The sequence below is a fragment of the uncultured Rothia sp. genome (assembly GCF_963544205.1).
In the GTDB taxonomy this organism is placed as follows: domain Bacteria; phylum Actinomycetota; class Actinomycetes; order Actinomycetales; family Micrococcaceae; genus Rothia.
On the sequence record NZ_CAUUDY010000003.1, the window covers coordinates 48,189 to 67,597 of the forward strand.

The 19,409-nt window shown below is 60.0% G+C and carries 16 protein-coding genes; 10 read left to right on the forward strand and 6 right to left on the reverse strand.

The genetic code is table 11. The annotated features are described in order from the left end of the window. The first annotated feature begins 11 nt into the window (after window positions 1-11). From RWZ58_RS02900 to RWZ58_RS02920, 5 genes are all read left to right on the forward strand, one after another. Complete coding sequence (locus tag RWZ58_RS02900; protein ID WP_314657280.1) at window positions 12-1,592, forward strand: anthranilate synthase component I family protein; 1,581 nt, start codon at window positions 12-14, stop codon at window positions 1,590-1,592. Window positions 1,593-1,671: 79 nt separating this feature from the next. Next, on the forward strand, window positions 1,672-2,253 hold the full coding sequence (gene pyrE, locus RWZ58_RS02905) for an orotate phosphoribosyltransferase (RefSeq protein WP_005504234.1): 582 nt from the start codon (window positions 1,672-1,674) through the stop codon (window positions 2,251-2,253). A 113-nt stretch (window positions 2,254-2,366) separates the two neighbouring features. Then, window positions 2,367-3,122, forward strand: coding sequence for an RNA methyltransferase (locus RWZ58_RS02910; RefSeq protein ID WP_005507934.1), 756 nt, complete (start codon window positions 2,367-2,369; stop codon window positions 3,120-3,122). Window positions 3,123-3,387: 265 nt separating this feature from the next. After that, on the forward strand, window positions 3,388-4,212 hold the full coding sequence (locus RWZ58_RS02915) for a hypothetical protein (RefSeq protein WP_070616252.1): 825 nt from the start codon (window positions 3,388-3,390) through the stop codon (window positions 4,210-4,212). Between the two features lie 88 nt (window positions 4,213-4,300). After that, window positions 4,301-5,113 (forward strand): hypothetical protein, encoded by an 813-nt coding sequence (locus RWZ58_RS02920; RefSeq protein ID WP_314657282.1) that lies wholly within the window; start codon window positions 4,301-4,303, stop codon window positions 5,111-5,113. A gap of 230 nt (window positions 5,114-5,343) precedes the next feature. Here RWZ58_RS02920 and RWZ58_RS02925 read toward each other — a convergent pair whose 3' ends face one another. The 3 genes from RWZ58_RS02925 to RWZ58_RS02935 all read right to left on the reverse strand — a co-directional run bounded on the left by RWZ58_RS02925 (window position 5,344) and on the right by RWZ58_RS02935 (window position 8,976). Next, complete coding sequence (locus RWZ58_RS02925; protein ID WP_005504242.1) at window positions 5,344-6,396, reverse strand: ornithine cyclodeaminase; 1,053 nt, start codon at window positions 6,394-6,396, stop codon at window positions 5,344-5,346. 285 nt (window positions 6,397-6,681) lie between these two features. After that, entirely contained in the window at window positions 6,682-8,283 is a 1,602-nt protein-coding gene (locus RWZ58_RS02930) for an amino acid permease (RefSeq protein WP_314657283.1), read from the reverse strand. 306 nt (window positions 8,284-8,589) lie between these two features. Next, window positions 8,590-8,976: a cobalamin ABC transporter ATPase gene (locus tag RWZ58_RS02935; RefSeq protein ID WP_314657285.1), complete on the reverse strand. Its 387-nt coding sequence runs from the start codon at window positions 8,974-8,976 to the stop codon at window positions 8,590-8,592. 263 nt (window positions 8,977-9,239) lie between these two features. On the opposite strand from RWZ58_RS02935, the gene fbaA reads away from it, so the two are divergent. Next, window positions 9,240-10,265, forward strand: a complete 1,026-nt coding sequence (gene fbaA / locus RWZ58_RS02940) for a class II fructose-bisphosphate aldolase (protein WP_314657287.1) — start codon at window positions 9,240-9,242, stop codon at window positions 10,263-10,265. Window positions 10,266-10,442: 177 nt separating this feature from the next. On the opposite strand, the gene RWZ58_RS02945 is transcribed toward fbaA, so the two are convergent. Beyond that, window positions 10,443-11,030 carry an arsenic metallochaperone ArsD family protein gene (locus RWZ58_RS02945; RefSeq protein ID WP_314657289.1) on the reverse strand — a complete coding sequence of 196 codons (588 nt, stop codon included), beginning with the start codon at window positions 11,028-11,030 and terminating at the stop codon, window positions 10,443-10,445. 338 nt (window positions 11,031-11,368) lie between these two features. On the opposite strand from RWZ58_RS02945, the gene RWZ58_RS02950 reads away from it, so the two are divergent. The 3 genes from RWZ58_RS02950 (at window position 11,369) to RWZ58_RS02960 (ending at window position 15,940) form a co-directional block, all read left to right on the forward strand. Then, window positions 11,369-11,881: a PTS glucose transporter subunit IIA gene (locus RWZ58_RS02950; RefSeq protein WP_049357482.1), complete on the forward strand. Its 513-nt coding sequence runs from the start codon at window positions 11,369-11,371 to the stop codon at window positions 11,879-11,881. Window positions 11,882-12,269: 388 nt separating this feature from the next. After that, window positions 12,270-13,874, forward strand: a complete 1,605-nt coding sequence (locus tag RWZ58_RS02955; protein ID WP_314657291.1) for a glycerophosphodiester phosphodiesterase family protein — start codon at window positions 12,270-12,272, stop codon at window positions 13,872-13,874. Between the two features lie 398 nt (window positions 13,875-14,272). Beyond that, window positions 14,273-15,940: an NAD-dependent succinate-semialdehyde dehydrogenase gene (locus tag RWZ58_RS02960; protein ID WP_314657293.1), complete on the forward strand. Its 1,668-nt coding sequence runs from the start codon at window positions 14,273-14,275 to the stop codon at window positions 15,938-15,940. A gap of 206 nt (window positions 15,941-16,146) precedes the next feature. Here RWZ58_RS02960 and RWZ58_RS02965 read toward each other — a convergent pair whose 3' ends face one another. Both RWZ58_RS02965 and RWZ58_RS02970 read right to left on the reverse strand, forming a co-directional pair. Continuing rightward, window positions 16,147-17,256 carry a sucrase ferredoxin gene (locus tag RWZ58_RS02965; protein ID WP_314657295.1) on the reverse strand — a complete coding sequence of 370 codons (1,110 nt, stop codon included), beginning with the start codon at window positions 17,254-17,256 and terminating at the stop codon, window positions 16,147-16,149. A gap of 114 nt (window positions 17,257-17,370) precedes the next feature. Further along, on the reverse strand, window positions 17,371-17,994 hold the full coding sequence (locus tag RWZ58_RS02970) for a TetR/AcrR family transcriptional regulator (protein WP_303986898.1): 624 nt from the start codon (window positions 17,992-17,994) through the stop codon (window positions 17,371-17,373). A gap of 158 nt (window positions 17,995-18,152) precedes the next feature. On the opposite strand from RWZ58_RS02970, the gene RWZ58_RS02975 reads away from it, so the two are divergent. Next, window positions 18,153-19,367 (forward strand): ABC transporter permease, encoded by a 1,215-nt coding sequence (locus tag RWZ58_RS02975; protein ID WP_314657298.1) that lies wholly within the window; start codon window positions 18,153-18,155, stop codon window positions 19,365-19,367. The last annotated feature ends 42 nt before the right edge of the window (window positions 19,368-19,409 follow it).

The window sequence follows — 19,409 nt, forward strand, 5'->3', positions numbered from 1 at the left end:
CACGCCATACAATGGAGTCCGTGACTGAAACTTCCGCGGACTGTATTTTGTCTACCCCGAACGCTCCTGCTTCTGCCTCCCCGTATGCCCTGCCGAGTATTCTGCAGAGCATCCCGTGGGATGCGCAGACGCGGGAGCTTGCCGTGCGCCCGCTTCCTTTCGCGGTGAACTGCGAGGAGGCGTACCCGCTGTTAACTGCTGGCGCTGAGTATTCGTTCTGGCTGGATTCGGCGCGCGAGGAGTCGCCCATGTCGGTCGCCTCGTACGTGGGCGTGGTTCCGGCGCAGCTGTCGCCCCTGCGCGTGGATTCTGCGCGTGCGGCGGCTGAATCTGGCGGGGAAGACCCCTTCGCCCAGCTGGAGGCGGCGCTCGCCTGCGCACCGCGTGTGCACCCGGATGCGGCGGCGGCAACCGGTCTGCCCGCGGGTTTGCGTGGCGGTTACGTGGGCTATTTCGGCTATGAGGCGCGTGCCGCCATGGGCATGGAGCACGGCCACCCGGTGCCCGGCTACCTGCCGGCGCATGAGGCGCCGACCCCGGATTCTCTGTGGTTGCCGGCGGTCCGCTATCTGGTGCATGAGCATGCCCGCCCGGGGGTTGCGGCGCGTAGCTGGCTGGTGGGCGATGAGTCGTGGTGTGAGGCGGCGGAGCGGCTGCTGAGCACGGTGCTGGCTCCGGCGCTGAGCGCGGTGGGGGAGAGTGCCTCAGATAATGCCCCCGTAAATACCCCCGAGCTCACCGAGCCCCTGCTCTTCCCGGCACCTGCCGCGGAAGCCTACATGGATGCCGTTCGCACTAGTCAGCGCGAAATTTACGAGGGTAACAGCTACGAGGTGTGCCTTACCGCGCAGACGGTCGCGCGCATCCCCAATCCGAGCCCGGAGCTTTTCTTTGAGCTGTACCGCCGCCAGCGCGCCCACAACTCGGCACCGTATGCGGCGTATCTGCGGTGCGGTGATTTTTCGGTGCTTTCTTCTTCGCCGGAGCGTTTTTTGAGCGTGGATACGCACCGCAACGCGCAGACCAAGCCGATTAAGGGCACGATTGCTCGCGGCGCCACCCCGGAAGAAGATGCCGCGGCGGCGGCATGGTTGCGTACCGATGAGAAGACCCGCGCCGAGAACCTCATGATCGTGGATCTGCTGCGTAACGACCTGTCCACGGTGTCTGACCCGGCGTCTGTGCGCGTGCCGGTGCTCATGGGCGTGGAGAGCTACTCGACCGTGCACCAGCTGGTGTCCACGGTCAGCTCTCGTCTGCGCGAGGGCGTGAGTGCGGTGACCGCCGCGCGGGCGTGCTTCCCGGGCGGCTCCATGACAGGTGCGCCTAAGCCCTCGACCATGCAGATTATTGAGGGCCTGGAGAATCGCGCTCGCGGCGTGTATTCGGGTGCCCTGGGCTTTGTGTCGGCGGATGGTTCGGCGAACCTGTCGATTGTGATTCGCACGCTCGTGGCGCACGATGAGGGCACGGTGACTCTTGCCGCCGGTGGTGCGGTGGTTGCCGATTCCGATCCTGCCGCCGAGTATGAGGAGATGCTGACGAAGCTGCGCGCTGCCCTACCGCCGTCGGTGGGTCGCGTGGTGGAATAGCCTAGTGCCGGGATAACGCGGTAGTGGGATAGCGCAGGATAGCCTGCGCCGCCTGCACGTGAGCCGCTACACTGGAACTATGACTAAGCTTTCTGAAAACCTCCCCATTGAAGAAGCCCGTGAACGCCTGCGCCAGCTGATTATGGAGCTGGCTGTGGTGCGCGGGCACGTGGTCCTCGCCTCCGGCAAGGAAGCCGACTACTACGTTGACCTGCGCCGCATCACCCTGCACCACGAGGCTTCTCGCCTGGTTGGTCAGGTCATGCTGGACCTGCTGGATAAGAACGGCATCGAGTTTGAGGCTGCTGGCGGCCTGACCATGGGTGCTGACCCGGTGGGTACCGCGATTATGCGTGCCGCTGGCGATCAGGACCGTGCGATTGACGCGTTTGTGGTGCGTAAGGCTCAGAAGTCTTACGGCATGGGTCGTCAGGTGGAGGGCCCCAGCGTTGAAGGTCGCCGCGTGGTTGCTGTGGAGGACACCTCCACGACCGGTGGTTCGGCGCTGACTGCTGTTGAGGCGCTGCGTAAGGCTGGCGCTGAGGTTGTGGCGGTTGCTGTGATTGTTGACCGTGCGACCGGCGCTAAGGAGCATGTGGAAGAGGTTGCGGGCGTTCCGTGCCTGTACGCGTACTCGAAGGATGAGCTGGGCCTGGACTAGTCTCTACTGGCTTGGGCTAGGACCTCGTGATTTTTTAGACGTTCCGCTGTGGCGGGTGAACCCGTGCCGCTGGCTACTGTGTGTGGCTGGTGGTGCGGGTTTTTGTCTGTAAGATGGCTCTGTGGGCGCCGGTTGTGGCGCTGGTTGTTGGCGTGAAGGTGGTTGTGATGGTTGAGAATCGTGAGGCGGCTGAGGCCGTGCCCGCTGAGGCGGCTGTAGCTGAAGCTGTTGAGGGTACTGAGCAGGGTACTGCCCGTTTTGAGGTGGGTGTGGGCCCGTGGGAGGGCCCGTGGCCCGAGGGTGACCATTGGGATGAGGAGCTGCTGCGTGAGGGCGACCGCCGTAACGTGGTGGATAAGTACCGTTACTGGTCGATGGACGCGATTATTGCTGACCTGGATACGCGCCGCCATGATTTTCATGTGGCGATTGAGAATTGGCAGCATGATTTGAATATTGGCACGGTGGTACGCACGGCGAATGCGATGTTGGCGAAGGAGGTCCATATTATTGGGCGTCGCCGCTGGAATCGTCGTGGTGCGATGGTAACGGATCGTTATCAGCATGTGCGTCATCATCCGACGATTGAGGATTTTGTGGCGTGGGCGCAGGGTGAGGGCCTGGAGATTATTGGTATTGATATTTTTCCGGATTCGGTGCCGCTGGAGACCTATGACCTGCCGAAGAAGTGTGTGCTGGTTTTTGGTCAGGAGGGCCCGGGCCTGTCGGAGGAGTTGCATGCGGCGGCTAGGGATACTCTGTCGATTGAGCAGTTTGGGTCGACGCGTTCGATGAATGCGGCGACGGCTGCGGGTATTGCGATGCATGCGTGGGTTCGCCGCCATGTGTTTGGTCAGATTCCATCGTAGTTTGGCGGCTGTTTATGAGGTGTTTAAAGGTTCCGATGCGTTGTGTGCGCGTCGGAACCTTTTTGTTGGGGGTCGGGGTGGCTTAAACCACGCATGGAATTACCTAGGCGTGTTAGTGTTAATGCAAATCACAGGAGATGTGAGAATCGCACTCTCAATTTCGGTTTGGGACATGCGATGGATTTCCTGGCTTCGGCTCGCCAATGGTTGCGGGTTGTGGATATGAATGACCGCGACGTCATTCCCCTGAAAGGAGTCGGTAACAATGAAGAAATCTGCTGCCCTACTCGCCTGCTTTGCTTTAGCTTTAAGTTCCTGTGCCGCTGCGCCTAAAGATACTAGCTTCAAAGCCCAGCTAGATTTTGAAAATAACTATATTACTCTTCCGCTCGACGAATACGACAGGAGTGACCAGGCCCTAGATATAACGGGTAGGGCGTCATTGTTGATTCGTAAAGAGTGCTATGCGAAAAAAGGATACGATTTTGAAATTCTAGAAAACGGCTGGGTTTCTGGCGATGCCTCCCAGTACGGCTCCTGGAATGTGAAGCATGCGGCGAATCATTTTACGTCCAGCAAAGTCAGAGAAGAGCAGTATAGGATTTATGAGAGCATCCCTGAAGACGTCAAGGACAGCTGCCACGAAGAGCATCGGGAAGAACTGGATGCGCTCAAGTTTGATGAGGCTCATGAGGAAAAGTACCGCCCCGTCAATCGTATCCGTGGCGAAGCGTACCAGCGTGCGCAGGGTGACCCTGAATGGAAGAAAGCCCGCTCAGATTGGTGGGACTGCCAGCGTGAGAAAGGGTTGACGCCTCGCACCGGGGACGGCGAATGGACGAGCAAAGAAACGGCCAGAATGGCCAGTCTGAATTCTGATGATCCCAAAGTGTTGGAGGAGGAGATCCGCCTGGCAACCATTGAAGCTCAATGTAGCGAGAAGGTGAGGTTGGCTCAGCGTTTGGGTGATCTTGAGGCGTCCTATCAGGGGCCTTTGATTGAGAAGAATCAGGCGCTGCTGAATAATTTGAAGGCTGAACGTGACGCGAAGATAGCCAAGGCGCGTGAAATCATCGCCACCCACCAGTAGATATCAGCGACAAGCAGATAGCAGGCCTTGGGATAATTGGGGTAACTCCGTTTGAACGCTACAACGAGGTATGGAGGAGGAAAAGCCTATGCGTAAGGCTCTCTCTGCGGTAACAGTATTCTGCCTGCTGGGGGCGTGCGTATCCTGCTCCAACAGTGCCGAGCGGGACACCTCACGAAAAGCTGTTCTCGACTATTCAAAGAACTACATACACCTTCCGCTGGACGAGTACGCCTTGGATGAACTAACACTCCGTACGGTGAGCACGGCGTGGCATACGCTCATGTCTGAATGCTACGCGCACCACGGGCAGTCCTACGCCGTACCCTCAATAGACACCCCGCAACCGGGAGGCCTATACGGCAACTGGAACGTTGAGTACGCCAAAAAGTACGGGTACTCCCAGAAGGAATCCCGAGGCTCAGACGATTCAGCAGTGGACGACATCAACACCCGGTGCCAAGAAGAGGTGAAAGCCGCATTCTCTGATGTTGAACTTGATCAAAAAGAATACCGGTTTGTAGGAGAGCTCAACTCACAGGCATACACCTACGCCTCCCAAACCGATGAGTGGAAAAATATTCGCTCAGAATGGTGGACCTGCCTGCGTGAACGCGGGCTAACCCCCAGGGAAGGGGAGAGCGACTGGACGTCCGAAGAAAGCGCACATCTCATGACCTCCTCCCAAGGCAACGAAGAAGCTAAGCCGGAGGAAATTCGCCTCGCAACCATCGAAGCTGAATGCAACCAGAAGGTGGGTATGGCTCAGCGTTTGGGTGATCTTGAGGCATCCTATCAGGGGCCTCTCATTGAGAAGAATCAGGCGAAGCTCAACCAGTTGAAAGCAGAAAAAGAAAAGCGTGTGGCGAAGGCACGTGAAATTATCGCCACCCACCAGTAGCCACACCCGCTGAAGGGCAGAACGGGCGAACCAGCCGCAGAATGCTCACAAGTTGCCCATAAGAAAATCCGCGCACAAGAATCTGTGCATAAGAAAATCGCACAAGAAGGAGCCGGGGAGTGTTACCACTCCCCGGCCCTCACTTTATTCACTCTCAACCTCGCAGCCTACGCCAGCGCACCTACAGGCTCGCCAGCTCAAGGCCACTCAGCGTCAGGCTGCTAAGCCCTTTAGCCCACCGGAACGTTAACGTTCACAAGCGAGTACAGATCCTTCGGATCATCCGGGCTAGCAACCAGGTCAATGAACTGCTGCAGGTCGGTGTCCTGCGTGGCCGCACGGGCGTAACGCAGACCCGAGAAGTCAGCAATCGCGAAGCCCACCGAATCAAACAGGGTAATCTGCTCATCCGACACGCGGCCCGGCTCCTCACCAGTCAGAACCTTCCAGAACTCCACCACCGGGAAGTCCGGGTCCTTCTGCTGAATCTCGCCCTCAATGCGGGTCTGCGGCGGGAACTCAACAAACACGGTGGAGCGGTCCAGAATTTCGCTTTCCAGCTCAGTCTTGCCGGGGCAGTCGCCACCAATAGCGTTCAGGTGCACGCCGGGCTTCACCTGGCGGTCCAGCAGAACCTTCGCCTGCTGCTTATCGGCGGTGCAGGTGGTAATAATGTCGGCACCCTCAACAGCCTCATCCACGTCCTTAGCCAGGTGGATGCGGAAGCCCAGCGGCTCCAGGTTGCGGCGGAACTTCTCCATCGCGTGCGGATCAACGTCGTAGACGGACAGGTCCTCAATGCCGAGCACAGCGCGCATACCCAGCGCCTGGAACTCAGACTGCGAGCCGGTACCAATCATCGCCATCTTCTTGGAGTCCTTGCGTGCCAGGTGCTTAGCAACCATGGCGGACACGCCAGCGGTACGCAGCGCGGTCAGCAGGGTCATCTCAGCCAGGAACACCGGGTAGCCGTTGTCCACGTCAGCGAGCAGACCGAACGCGGTCACGGTCTGGAAGCCGCGTGCCGGGTTCGACGGGTGGCCGTTCACGTACTTGAAGGAGTAGGTGATGTTGTCGGAGGTGGGCATCAACTCAATTACACCGAAGGGGGTGTGGGAGGCGACGCGCGGGATCTTGTCGAAGCTCTGCCACTTCTTGAAGTCTTCTTCGAGGAAGTCGACCATGCCGGCAATGATGTTGCCTACGCCGTCCTTCTGAATCCACTTCGCCATCGAGGCGACGTCAACAAATTCCACCGCGTGTGCGCTAGGACGTTCAGTCATGATTTTCTCCTTTGAATATCTGCACAAAACTTCTTTGTGCATCTGGTGGTCACTGCGGATATCTATTATCTCAAAATATATTGCAGGACACACCGTATTAGAAATGCTGTAAATATGTACTTTGCTTTATGTATTACACGGATGTAATACGGAGCGAACACGAAAAGACGTGCGGGGAGGGGGTTCTAGAACTCCTGGAACCTACAGGCTAGGGTTTAGAACCCCCTCGTTGCCTCGACCGGGATTTCACTGGGATATCGCCGGGATTGGAGGCTGCCGGTCGGGTTAGCGTCCCTTCGGCTTGTCCTCGTCCTCAAGGTCCAGCTCACCCAGGTCAATGTGGGTACGAGGCTCCGAAACGAGCTTCTTCACCACGGGGCGGGCAGCAATGACAGGCACGGAACCGGTGTAGCCTTCACGGACGCGAGCAATCTCGTTGACGCGGTCACGAACCGTGTACCAGCCGATAATCAGCAGCGGGATAACCACCAGCAGCGATGCCAGGGTGTAGGTACCCACCGGGTAATCCAGAGCCATCAGCACCAGCACAACAGCGAGGAACACCATCACAGCCCAGTCGCTAAAACGACCGCCGGGTGCGCGGTAGTTGGGGCGCTTGTACTTGCCCTCGCCGACCATCTTCAGGTACTTCTGGTGCGACATTGCGATAGCCGCCCAGCTAGCCATGGTGCCCACCGACGCGATGTTCAGCACGACCTCGAACGCCTGCTCGGGAACGAAGAAGTTCAGCACAACACCGAAGAGGCCAACCACACCGGTCAGCAGAATACCTGCCACCGGAACACCGGAGCGGGACACCTTGGTGGTGAACTTCGGTGCCGAACCCGCAACACCCATCGAGTGGAGGATACGGCCGGTGGAGTACAGGCCAGCGTTCAGCGAGGAAGCAGCCGCGGTAATAACGACCAGCTGCATAATCGGTGCGGTACCGTCAATGCCGATCGAGTCGAAGAAGGTCACGAACGGCGACTCTGCATCCTTGTACGCGGTGTAGGGCATGAGCAGGCAGAGCAGAACCACGGAACCAACGTAGAAGATCGCGATACGCCAGATCACGGTGTTGATAGCGCGGGGGATAACCTTCTCAACGTTCTTGGTTTCACCACTGGTGGTGCCGACCAGCTCAATACCGGCGTAGGCGAACACAACGCCCTGAACCACGATAAGAGCGGGAAGAATACCGTTGGGGAAGAAGCCGTCATTGGCAGCGATGAGTTCAAGGCCGGGGCGGACGCCGTTGATGGGTTCACCGAAGACCAGGTACCAGATACCTACCGCCATGAAGGACAGCAGGGCAAGAATCTTAATGAGTGCGAACCAGAATTCCAGCTCACCGAAGAGCTTAACGGAGATGAGGTTCAACGCAACGGTGATGACAACGACGATGAAGGCGCTGAGCCACTGGGGAATGTCTGCGAAGAACTGGTTGTATCGACCGAACCAGCTGATGTAGATGGCGATGGCGGTGGCGTCTGCAACGGCGGTCATTGCCCAGTTCAACCAGTACAGCCATCCGGAGACGAATGCGGCCTTTTCGCCGTAGAATTCGCGGGTGTACGAGACGAAGGAGCCCGAGGAGGGGCGGTGAAGAATCAGCTCGCCGAGAGCACGCAGAATCAGGTAGCCGAAGAAGCCGATGACGGCGTAGATGACGGCGAGCATGGGGCCTGCGTCCTGCAGGCGGCTACCGGTGCCCAGGAACAGGCCGGTACCGATAGCGGAACCGATGGCGATCATCTGGAGCTGACGTGCGCCAAGCCCCTTGTGAAAGCCTTCCTGTTCGTGTGCGAACGGGTCGTCCGTCGGGGGCTTGGTGTGCTGATCCGCTGCAGAGGTCTGCGGATTCTTGTTTGGTGAGGTGCTCATGCTATACCTCCTTGGATAGTTACGTCTGAAGCACGTGTTACATGAAATGTGGTTGGGAACACGTCTGTGAGTTGTAACGACTATAGCACGGCAATTTAGGTAAATATAACCCGCGTCACGTAACAATTTATATACATATAATGCATATCTTATGAATATATTTGGTTCATGTTGTATTGTGTGGTTTTAATTGTTTTGTGAAATAGATTAATTGCGCAATATATGCCAAAAATCAATTACCCCACCACCGCACAGCACAAGAGCACCCACAACGGGGTGCTCTCACAACCTATTCAAAACGGGGACCTAGCCCTCCATCAGGCGGTCAATCTTCGCCCGCAACGCGCGCTCACGACGATTCAACCACCACCAACTCGGCCAACGCATCAACGACTTACGGCCCACCTGTACGACCGAGGGGAGCTTCCCCTCCGCAAGCACCACATCAATCTCATGGTCACTCGCGCCCGCATCACGCATTTTCTCCATCAACTCAAGGGATTTCGCCATATCGCCGTGCCCCAAAACATGCCGACTCTTACGCTCCAGAACCTCATCCAACTGGGCGCGCACGGGCGCAATAGCCGCCGCATTCGGGTGCTCACGCTCAGCACGACGCTGCGCCTGGCGGGCACGCTTCTCACGCTTCGCGTCGAGCTGTTTCGGATTATTTTTAGCGCTCGCCTTGCTCATGGGAGGTTCCTTTCGTCGCGTCCGGGTGATGTGTACGCTGACCTGCACGCACAGAGCACATCAAGTCATTAACACCTCTACTTTACCGCGGTAATTCGCGGAACTCTCGCTGCAGTAAACCCAAAAAAACCCACAAAAAATTAACGATAAATAAGTCGTATCTTGGTAAAATAGTGCGAGTAGGAGGCGTCTCGCGCGCCAACAAAAAATGGTGAACCGGCCCAACATCGGTAACCGGTCGCATCTATCCAAGGAGTCAGCATATGGCTATTGCAACCCCCGAAGTTTACGCAGAAATGCTGCAGACCGCGAAGGAAAAGGGCTTCGCGTACCCCGCAGTGAACGTGACCTCCTCCCAGACCCTGAACGCTGCTATCCGCGGCTTCGCAGAGGCTGGCTCGGACGGCATCATCCAGGCATCCACCGGTGGTGCAGCATACTGGTCCGGCGCTTCCAAGAAGGACATGGTCGTTGGCTCCCTGGCCTTCGCAGCATACGCACGCGAGGTTGCTAAGCAGTACGACGTGAACATTGCACTGCACACCGACCACTGCCCCAAGGACAAGCTGGATGGCTTCGTTCTGCCCCTGCTGGCAGAGTCCGAGAAGGCTGTTGCTCGCGGTGAAGACCCCATCTTCAACTCCCACATGTGGGATGGCTCCGCTATCTCCCTGGACGAGAACCTGAAGATCGCTGCTGAGCTGATCGAGCGCACCTCCAAGGCAAACATCGTGCTTGAGGTTGAGATTGGTGCCGTTGGTGGCGAGGAAGACGGCGTTGAAGGCGCTATCGACGACTCCCTGTACACCACCGTTGCAGACGCAATCAAGACCGTTGAGGCAATCGGCCTGGGCGAGAAGGGCACCTACATGGCTGCTCTGACCTTCGGTAACGTTCACGGCGTGTACAAGCCCGGTAACGTTCACCTGCGCCCCGAGTTGCTCAAGGAAATCCAGACCGAGGTCGGCGCTAAGTACGGCAAGGGCGACAAGCCCTTCTACCTGGTCTTCCACGGTGGCTCCGGCTCCACCGAGCAGGAGATTGCAGACGCAGTGTCCTACGGTGTTATCAAGATGAACATCGACACCGACACCCAGTACGCATTCACCCGCCCCGTTGCTGGCCACATGTTCAGCAACTACGACGGTGTGCTGAAGGTTGACGGCGAGGTCGGCAACAAGAAGACCTACGACCCCCGCGTTTGGGGTGCAGCTGCAGAGGCAGGCATGGCCGCACGCGTGGTCGAGGCTTGCCAGCAGCTCGGTTCCGTCGGTACCTCCATCAAGTAAGGTACTGTTCGCCCGCCGCAGCGCCTATAGTCGCTGCCGGGTGTGAACCTAAGCTTCGTTAAGCGAAAGCGGTGCCCGCTTCCTCAGTACGAGGAGGCGGGCACCGCTCTTTGTGTATGTAGCTAGAACCGCGCGAATCTAGTATTTGCACCGGGTCTCAGCGGGGCAGCGCGGGGTTTACTTGCCGCCGCAGCCGCAACCACCGCATCCGCAGCCGCCGGACTTTACAGCCACCGAACCGGAGGTGGGGATACCGTCGCCAGTGTCGCCGCCCATGAGGTTCACGCGGTTGCCAATCTCGGGGCCGCCAACCGGCTGGGGTGCCTTACCCGCCAGGGTTGCCGCGAAACCTGCGGGCTCCGCCAGGGGGCTCAGGTTCGGGATCATCGACGCCGCCGGGGAACCGGAGGGGCCGCACGCCGCCGCTGCCGCGTTCGCCTTCGGCTGGGCGACCAGGTGGGCGCGGGAGAAACGCTTAATCTGCTCGGCGGTCGGGTACGCGAAGGACACCTTCACCTCACCGTTGACCAGCATGAGCGGCAGAACCTCGCGGCCGTTCATCTCAATCTGCTCGGCAACCGGTGCGCACTCTTCAAATGCGGACGGGTAGGAGTCGGTGGAGTACACCTCAATGTCCACGCCCGAATCCAGCGCCTCCTGCGCTGCACCCAGGAAGATGGAGCGCTCCATATCCTGCGGATCCTCCGGGTTCTCGCCGGGACCCGGAATAAATACTTCAAGAACGGTTTCAACCGCTTCAGTCATCAGTTTTCAGCCTTTTCTTTCTTATCGGCACCGGCTCGGGGGAGGGGTGCCAGTCCTTCACTAAGTGTACTCGCGACCTCAAGAGTGCAGAAGTGTGATGTGAAGTTCCAGAATTGCGGAATATTTGCAGAATTCGAGTCGAATGACCCTCAGCTCGTGAGCTGCGGGTTCAGGTGTTGTATTCTGAGTGCATATGCACCGGAGTGTGCGAACCCTGCGTTTAGGCAGGCGCCGCCCGGTGTGAAACCAAGAAGGCAACGACGCCCGCATCCGACGCGGACGCATCAGCGCTACAAATACACGCTATTCATAGCGCCACACGACCAGAAGGAGCATATATGTTCGGTTTCGGCAAGAAGAAGAAGGAAGCTGCCGCACAGGAAGCATCGTCCGCAGACGTCTACGTCGCACCTGTTACCGGCGAGTACCTGCCGCTGAGCGAAGTCTCCGACCCCGTTTTCTCTCAGGGCGTTATGGGCGACGGCTACGCAGTGAACCCCACCGCAGGCACCATCGTCGCACCCGTTGCAGGTACCATCGCACTGATTCAGGACACCCTGCACGCATTCATGCTCCGCACCGAAAACGGCGGCGAGGTGCTGGTCCACATCGGTATCGACACCGTTGAGCTCGGCGGCGAAGGCTTCACCAAGATCGCTAACGTAGGCGATAAGGTTGAGGCGGGCGCACCCATCATCGAGGTGGACTGGGCAGCTATCGAGGGTCGCATCCCCTCCAAGGAAACCATGGTGATGATCACCAACACCGCAAAGTTCAACATCTCCAAGGACTCCGAGGCACGCCGCCCCGTCGCAGCCGGTGACCGCGTCGCTCAGGCATCCAAGAAGTAAGCTGAACCAGCGAAAATAGCTCAGCTTCAATAAGGGGAATACCCTGTGAAAAACGTTTAACGCAAAAGGTCGCGTCCTGCAGGCTCAATCGGGCTACAGGCGTGGCCTTTTTCGTTACACGAGAAATTTTTTAACACCGTATTAAAAGCCGCCACTAAAAGCGGCGGAAAAGGAGGAATACCCAGCGCAGCTTGCACTGCGAGCAAGAATGAGGCGCAAATAATACCCTATTTTCCTGTGAACGCTATGAAGAACCGATAAAAAATCGTTATTCTACTTAGAGTTGCAGTTTGAGTTGAGAGAATCCGGACCCTCAGCTATAAACCAAAACTTCAATGACCAACCACACACATTACGCTCAACTCATAAACGAAAAAGGACCACTACGGTGACTGCATTCCCGAAAATCTCCAAGAATCTGAGCCGCCGCGGCTTCATCGGTGCCTCCGCACTGGCACCCGCCGCGCTCATGCTCCAGGCAGGCGAAGCCCACGCCGCAGCCAACACCCGCGCACAGCTCGCGGCAGTACACAGCGGCTCCCCCGCCCATCAGCTGCTCTACAAGACCGATGAATTCTTCATCGCCCACCGCGGTGCCGGCAACATTAACCCCGAGCACACCGCCTACGCCTACGCAGAGTCCGTACGCCGAGGCGCCCTCGCCGTCGAAATTTCCGTACGCACCACCAGCGACGGCCACTTCGTCTGCATGCACGACACCAACATCAAGCGCACCACCGGTGCGGCCCTGGACGTGCGCGGCCACACCCTCGCCGAACTGCGCCAGCACAAGGTCGACATGCGCAAGAACCTGGGTGAGAAGATTGGCCTGTACGACATCCCCACCCTCGAAGAAGCCATCGCAGCAGTTGACGCTGTACCCGCAGGCGGCGAATACGCCTCCGTCGGCGGCAAGAAGGTCGTACTGTTCCTCGAAGCGAAGGACGGCCCCGCACAGGCAGGCCTCGTCAAGTTCATCACCGACCGCGGCCTGCAGCGCCGCACCGTCATCAAGATGTACCGTGACGGCAACGGTGGCTTCAAACCCACCTCCCGCTACCTGAAGCTTGCCAACTCCGCAGGCTGCGCCACCTGGTGCTACTTCGACGGCGGCGACCCCATCGACAAGATTTCCGCAATGGCACGCCACGAAAACGTGGACGCCATCGGCGTACCCTACTACGAGAAGCCGACCGGCGCTTCCCAGGGCTCCATGAGCGAGGAGAACGTACGCGCCCTCACCGGCCTCGGCAAGGCAGTCATCGTCTGGGAAATCCACCGCCGCTCCGCCTACGAAAAGTACAAGGCACTGGGCGTGAAGGGCTTCATGTGCCCCGACCCCTACTGGGTGATCGGTGACCCCTTCGACGCCAGCGTCAAGATTAAGACCGGCCAGCGCCCCCACGGTATGCTGCCCGCCGACCCCTCCGTCGCAGCAGACATGCCCGACCTGACCGGCGCAGCCATCGTGCACAACCAGCGCTACGACGAATCCGTACTGCTCGGCCCCCTGGCGAACTACACCACCCGCGAAAAGTACACCCTCGACTTCTCCATGAAGTGGACCGGTGCAGTGCCGCAGCAGGACGGCCACTATGGCTACATTGCGTTCGGCCGCGAACACGACGGCGCCTTCGGCATCGGTAAGAAGTTCTCCGCAAAGCAGGAAGACGGCACCTACGTGCTCGCCTTCCGCCCCAACTACCGCGGCGGCTCCGTGGCGCAGATTCTCTGCTTTGAACCGAACCAGACCAGCCCGCGCGTGCTGCACACCATGAAGCTGCGCCAGAAAGTCACCACCGGCCAGGCACTGAACTGCAAGATCGTGGTGAACAAGAACAGCTTCTACTACACCGTCAACGGCCAGTACTCCAGCCCCATCAACCACAGCGCCTACCGCGGCCCGTACGTACACTTCGGCCGCTTCCACGGCACGAACGATGGCGGTCCCCTGGAGCTGACCCGGATCGAGGCACGTCAGTCCTGGGTTTGAGAGCGCAGGTGGGCTTAAACCACCGCCGAGCACCCCGCAACTCGCGGCTCACCACCGCGGAGAGCGAGGCGCAGGGCTTCGCGGATGCACACCGAGCATCCCTTCCGGGCTAGGCCTCCCATAACCCCCCAGCTAGGACCCTCGCGTGCTGAGCGACGCACCGAGCGAGAATCCGTCCCGAAGGGGGCTGCATCCGCAGCGGATGCAGCCCCCTTCGGCGTGCTCGGGCGGCGGGATGATTGGTCGGGCGGGGGAGAGATGGGCAGCGGCGGCGCGCACAGGCACTCCGCGCGCGTTTTGGGGCGCGTAGCGGGCCGCGGGGCAGGGGAGAGGACGGGGACTAGAATTAAAAGCGTCAGAGTCGACCGCACCGGCCGCCCCAACCCGAAAGGCACGCCATGACCACCTCACCCGAAAGCTCCGCCTCCGAGAGCGCTACTTCCGAAAAGCCCGCCGCGAAGTCCGCCGAGCTACGGGGCCGCGCCGAACCGCACATGCAAAGCATTAACATGCCGCAGCGCGAACCCATCGACCCCTACGAGCGGCCCTCCTACCCCTTCTTCTACGTGCCCACCGACCTGCTCCTCGGCGGCAGCTGGGTCACCGGCGACAACGGCTCCTTCCCCGTACACAACCCCTCCTGCGGCCAGATTCTCGCGCACGTCGCTGACGCCAGCGTCGAACAGGGCATCGAAGCACTCGACGCCGCCTGCGACGCCCGCGCCTCCTGGGCGGCAACCAGCCCCCGCGAACGCGCTGACATCCTCAACCGTGCCTACACGCTCATGACCCAGCGCACCGAAGTCATCGCCCGACTCATGACCCTCGAAATGGGCAAACCCCTCGACCAGTCCCGCGGCGAGGTCGCCTACGCCGCGAACTACCTGCGCTGGTACGCCGAAGAAGCCGCCCGCAGCTTCGGCCGCACCGCCGTCGCCCCCGAATCCGGGCTGCAGATCACCACCGTACGCCGCCCCGTGGGCCCCTGCCTGCTCATCACCCCCTGGAACTTCCCGCTCGCCATGGCGGCACGCAAGGTCGCCCCGGCGCTCGCTGCGGGCTGCACCGTGGTGCTCAAGCCCGCCTCCCTGACCCCGCTCAGCTCCCTGTACTTCGCGTACCTGATGCGCGAGGCGGGCCTGCCGGATGGTGTGCTGAACGTGGTGACCACCTCCCGCACCGGCGACGTTGTCTCCGCGCTGATGGCTGATGAGCGCCTGCGGAAGGTGTCGTTCACCGGCTCCACCGCCGTGGGCCGCACCCTGCTCGCGCAGGCCTCGCAGAACGTTCTGCGCACCTCCATGGAGCTGGGTGGCAACGCCCCGTTCATCGTCTTTGAGGATGCGGACATCCCCGCCGCCGTTGAGGGTGCCTACGCGGCGAAGATGAGGAACATGGGCGAGGCGTGCACCGCCGCCAACCGCTTTATCGTGCACGAGGACGTTGCCGAAGAGTTCACGCGCGCCTTCGTGGAACGCATGGAGGCGACCGTCGTGGGTGATGGAACGGTCGAGGGAACCGATTGCGGACCGCTAATTCAACCTTCAGCGGTTGAATCCATGCTTTTTATGGTGGAAGACGCCCTGGGCAAGGGTGCGCTCCTCGCCTGCGGCGGTTACATTCCCGAGCTTGAGGAGAACGTTCCGAGCGATACCGGTGGCATGCCCAAGAACCTCAACAAGGGCAACTTCATTCGCCCCACCGTGGTGACCGGCGTGACCGATTCGATGCGCGTGTGGCGTGAGGAAATCTTCGGCCCCGTCGCCCCGATTACCACCTTCGGCGGCTACGGTGAGGAGGGCGAACACACCGCTCTGAAGCTCGCCAACGACACCGAGTACGGCCTGGCGGCGTACGTGTACACGAGCAACCACCCGCGCTTTACGCGCATGGCGGCGGGCCTGGAGTTCGGACTGATCGGCTACAACTCCGGCGTGATCTCGAATGCGGCGGCGCCCTTCGGTGGTGTGAAGCAGTCCGGCATGGGCCGCGAGGGCGGCCCCGAGGGTCTGGAGGAGTACACCGAGCTGCAGTACATCGGCGCGCCGAACCCGTTCGCCGGGTAAGGCTGTTCGCCAGATACGGCGGGATGCCGGTTACGGCGAACCCTGGATACGGTGAATTCTGAATGTAGCGAAGCCCCGACGGGTACCCGAGAAGGTGCCCGCCGGGGCTTTACGCTGTCTACATTATGCGTGGGTGCTAGAGCTGACTCTGCCTAGAGCTGGGACAGGGGTTATAGCTGGCACGGGGCTTGTATCTGGTGCAGGGCTTAGAGCTGGCGCAGTGCGAGCAGCTCGCGGCTGAAAGCATCTGCGGGACCCTTGCCGCACGAGTTGGGGCGCGGCTCAAGGGCGACCCGCTCGAAGAAGGTGACCCAGGTGCGTCCGTCGGTGTGGGAGGTGAGTGCCGCCTCCAGGGTGGGGTGTTCGGCGGTGTCTACCGCGGGGTCGATACCCGCCTCGAGGAGTGTACTCAGTGCCTCCGCTACCGATGTTTCACGTGAAACCAAACCTCCAGAGGTTACTTCTTCACCCTTTTTCTCCAGTTCGAGGCGTACGGCAACCTCCGCTGCCTGCTCCACCGGGGTATCCGTGCTGCGGCCTCGCAGGCCGTGCAGCGACGGAATAGAACGACCCGCCAGCGACAGGTACGCCGCCAGCGCCGAAGGCTCCGAGAGGCGACCGTAGGTGTAGCCGGTGGGTAGCATAATGCCAACCGGGGCAAAGCGGTGACCACCCGTGTGCGAGCACTCCCAGACCATATTACTAGGCAGGATATCCGCCAGGTGCGCCGCAATGGGTCGACCGCGCAGGGCACAGCAGCGGTCGCGCTTGGAGTGGGTGCACACGAGAATGGCGGGGGAGTCCATGAGCTCCGCGCCGGTCGCCTGAATCAACTCCTGGGGGTTGCCCAGGGGTAGGTCGAGAAGCTGTTCGGGGGTGCTCACGTTGAACGAGTAGAGCTTCTCCTCACCCGGGGTGCAGAGCGCGTAGAGTACCCGGTGGGTCGGGTTGCCGGATGCATCCGGCGCGCCGTGCAGTACGCGCCCCGCCCTGCCCGTCTGGCGGATCAGTAGGAACTTCAAACCCGCCTGCGAGACTGCCTCGCCCAACGCCTCCGAAAGCTCCTCGCCGAGGGCGGAGCCGTCCAGCACGTCGCGACCCCACTGGCCCACGTGTTCGAGCGCAAGCCATGCGGTGGCGCGTCCGGCGGTGCCGCCGAGCGCCTCGTCGTTGTAGAGGGAGCAGGAGTCTGCCGGGATGCTCGTGGCGCGGGTGCGTGAAGAGAGCTCATCGGCGTGTGCGGCACGCAGGTTGTTCAGCTCGGCGGGGTTGGTGGCGCGCGGCTTGGGGGTTGCGGGGGTGCAGGATTCAGTCATAATTCCTCGATTCTACGCCTGCAGATTGTGAGGGCACTATAGTGCCCAAAAATTGCCGATAAACCCAAAAGACAACCGCTCAAGGGTGATTTTTAGGGTCTATCGGGCGGTCAACTACTCGGGAAGGAGCGCCAAAGCAACGCGATAGAGGCGGTCCTTCTGGTTGGAGTTACCGAGGAAGGAGCGGAGCATGTAGCCCTGAAAAACCATCATGAAGGCGTCCGCGGCGTCACGGGCGTAGTCGGTGATGAGCGCCTCCTGTTCGGGGGTGCGCTGTGCCGGATCGGGGTTAATCTCGTGCAGAACGCTCAGCTGTTCAGTGGCCCAGGGAGTGAGGGTCTTTACGATGATGCCCTGCAACAGGGGCATGACGTCTGCGGTTGCCCTGGCGATTTCGGGTGCGTGGAGCGATTCGAGGCGGATGCGCAGCATGGCAGAGAAATTGTCGTTTACCAGCTGGTTCGTGTGGATGGTCTCGAGAATGTCCTGGGGCCCGGCGCCTTCGGGGAGTGCGGCGTAGAGATTTTTGACATTTTCGAGGCGCTCGTTGATGGCGGTGATGAGGATGTCTTCTTTGCCGGAGAAGTGCGAGTAGATAGACCCGGAGGACAGCCCGGAGGCTTTGATAATGTCGCTCATGGAGGTGTTGGTGTAGCCCTTTTCGAGGAAGCAGCTAATGGCGGCTTCGATGATTTGGGCTCGGCGTGCGGCTTTGGTGGCGTCTGTTAGTCGGGGCATGGTTCCAGTCTAGGGGGTGAGGCTAAAGAACGCGTAAACACAACGCTGATTCTTTTTGTGACTTTGTAAACAAAATAGCTATTTCGTTTGTACTCAGTAAAAACCGAGAGTAGAGTTCTGATTCGTAAACGAAATACGCATTTTGTTTGGAGATTGTCATGAACAACGAAACCGCCACCGCAGTCACCGCGGAATCGGTGACCGCCGCAGCCCCCGAGCGCGCATCCCAGAAGATTGCGGCCAAGAGCATTGCAGAAGCAAACGCGCAAGAAACCACCGAGCGTTCCTCCTGGATTAAGGTCATCAGCACCTCCGTACTAGCATCCTTGCTGGTAGCACTCGTCGTCCTAGCCTTCACTTGGCCTACCAAGACCATGGAGGCAAAGAACCTGCCCGTCTCTATCGCAGGCCCCGAGGTGACCGTCAGTCAGTTTGAACAGTCCCTCAAAGATAAGGGCATTGAGACCTTTGAGCTGAAGCAGGCATCCTCCCGCGAAGAGGCTGAACAGCAAATCAAGCAGCGCGAAACCTACGGCGCAATTATCTTCACCGAGGGCGCCGCTCCCGAGGTGCTGACCGCACCAGCCGCGAACGCCGCAGCAACCCAGATGCTCAACGGTGTTGCCACCCAGCTGAACGCGCAGATTCAGCAGAAGGCACTCGCCGCTAAGACGGAAGCCCTCACCCAGGCGGTGCAGGCGGGAGGTGAGCAGGGTGCACAGGCTGCCGCCCAGCTGGAGCAGATGAAGGTGCAGGCCGAGCAGGCATCCGCAATGGAGGTGAAGACCACCGCAGTGGTGCCCCTGAGCGAGAGTGACTCCTCCGGTTCCGGTATCGCTATCTCCGCATTCCCGCTGGTCATTGGCGGTATTCTCGGTGGTTCCTTCTCCGCACTGCGCGTGAACGGCACCTGGCGCCGCTTCGCCACCGCAACCCTGTACGCCGTCATCGGTGGTGCACTGACCGCCCTGATTCTGAGCACCTGGTTCGGTTTCATCCCCGGCGACTTCGCAACCCTGTGGGCTGCGTTCGGCGCTACCTACCTGGCGACCGCCTTCTTCATTGTGGGTGTGGGTGCACTGTCTTCGCCGCTGATTGGTCTCGCTGTAGGCGCGGTCATCACCATGTTCATTGGTAACCCGATTTCGGGCGCAAGCATGCCGAGCGTGTTCCTGCCCGGTGCGTGGGGTCAGATTGGTCAGATGTTGGTGCCGGGTGCTTCCTCGACTCTGCTGCGTTCGATTGCGTACTTCCCGGAGGTTGCAACGAGCGACCAGTGGCTGGTGCTCGGTTCCTGGGTTGCGTTCGGTCTGCTCGCCGGTGTCATCGGCTGGGCTCTCAAGGAGCGCCGCACCGCAACGGTGGAGGCATAACCACCGCGGGTTAGACCGCCGGTACAACGTAGCTGACGCAAC

What these genes read in the sequence shown, in the direction of transcription:
- pyrE (WP_005504234.1), top strand. Translation starts at nt 1,672, where the DNA reads ATGACTAAGCTTTCTGAAAACCTCCCCATTGAAGAAGCCCGTGAACGC.
- RWZ58_RS02935 (WP_314657285.1), bottom strand. Translation starts at nt 8,976, where the DNA reads ATGAGCAAGGCGAGCGCTAAAAATAATCCGAAACAGCTCGACGCGAAG.
- RWZ58_RS02950 (WP_049357482.1), top strand. Translation starts at nt 11,369, where the DNA reads ATGTTCGGTTTCGGCAAGAAGAAGAAGGAAGCTGCCGCACAGGAAGCA.
- RWZ58_RS02900 (WP_314657280.1), top strand. Translation starts at nt 12, where the DNA reads ATGGAGTCCGTGACTGAAACTTCCGCGGACTGTATTTTGTCTACCCCG.
- RWZ58_RS02965 (WP_314657295.1), bottom strand. Translation starts at nt 17,256, where the DNA reads ATGACTGAATCCTGCACCCCCGCAACCCCCAAGCCGCGCGCCACCAAC.
- RWZ58_RS02975 (WP_314657298.1), top strand. Translation starts at nt 18,153, where the DNA reads ATGAACAACGAAACCGCCACCGCAGTCACCGCGGAATCGGTGACCGCC.
- RWZ58_RS02930 (WP_314657283.1), bottom strand. Translation starts at nt 8,283, where the DNA reads ATGAGCACCTCACCAAACAAGAATCCGCAGACCTCTGCAGCGGATCAG.
- RWZ58_RS02910 (WP_005507934.1), top strand. Translation starts at nt 2,367, where the DNA reads ATGGCTCTGTGGGCGCCGGTTGTGGCGCTGGTTGTTGGCGTGAAGGTG.
- RWZ58_RS02945 (WP_314657289.1), bottom strand. Translation starts at nt 11,030, where the DNA reads ATGACTGAAGCGGTTGAAACCGTTCTTGAAGTATTTATTCCGGGTCCC.
- RWZ58_RS02925 (WP_005504242.1), bottom strand. Translation starts at nt 6,396, where the DNA reads ATGACTGAACGTCCTAGCGCACACGCGGTGGAATTTGTTGACGTCGCC.
- RWZ58_RS02970 (WP_303986898.1), bottom strand. Translation starts at nt 17,994, where the DNA reads ATGCCCCGACTAACAGACGCCACCAAAGCCGCACGCCGAGCCCAAATC.
- RWZ58_RS02915 (WP_070616252.1), top strand. Translation starts at nt 3,388, where the DNA reads ATGAAGAAATCTGCTGCCCTACTCGCCTGCTTTGCTTTAGCTTTAAGT.
- RWZ58_RS02960 (WP_314657293.1), top strand. Translation starts at nt 14,273, where the DNA reads ATGACCACCTCACCCGAAAGCTCCGCCTCCGAGAGCGCTACTTCCGAA.
- fbaA (WP_314657287.1), top strand. Translation starts at nt 9,240, where the DNA reads ATGGCTATTGCAACCCCCGAAGTTTACGCAGAAATGCTGCAGACCGCG.
- RWZ58_RS02920 (WP_314657282.1), top strand. Translation starts at nt 4,301, where the DNA reads ATGCGTAAGGCTCTCTCTGCGGTAACAGTATTCTGCCTGCTGGGGGCG.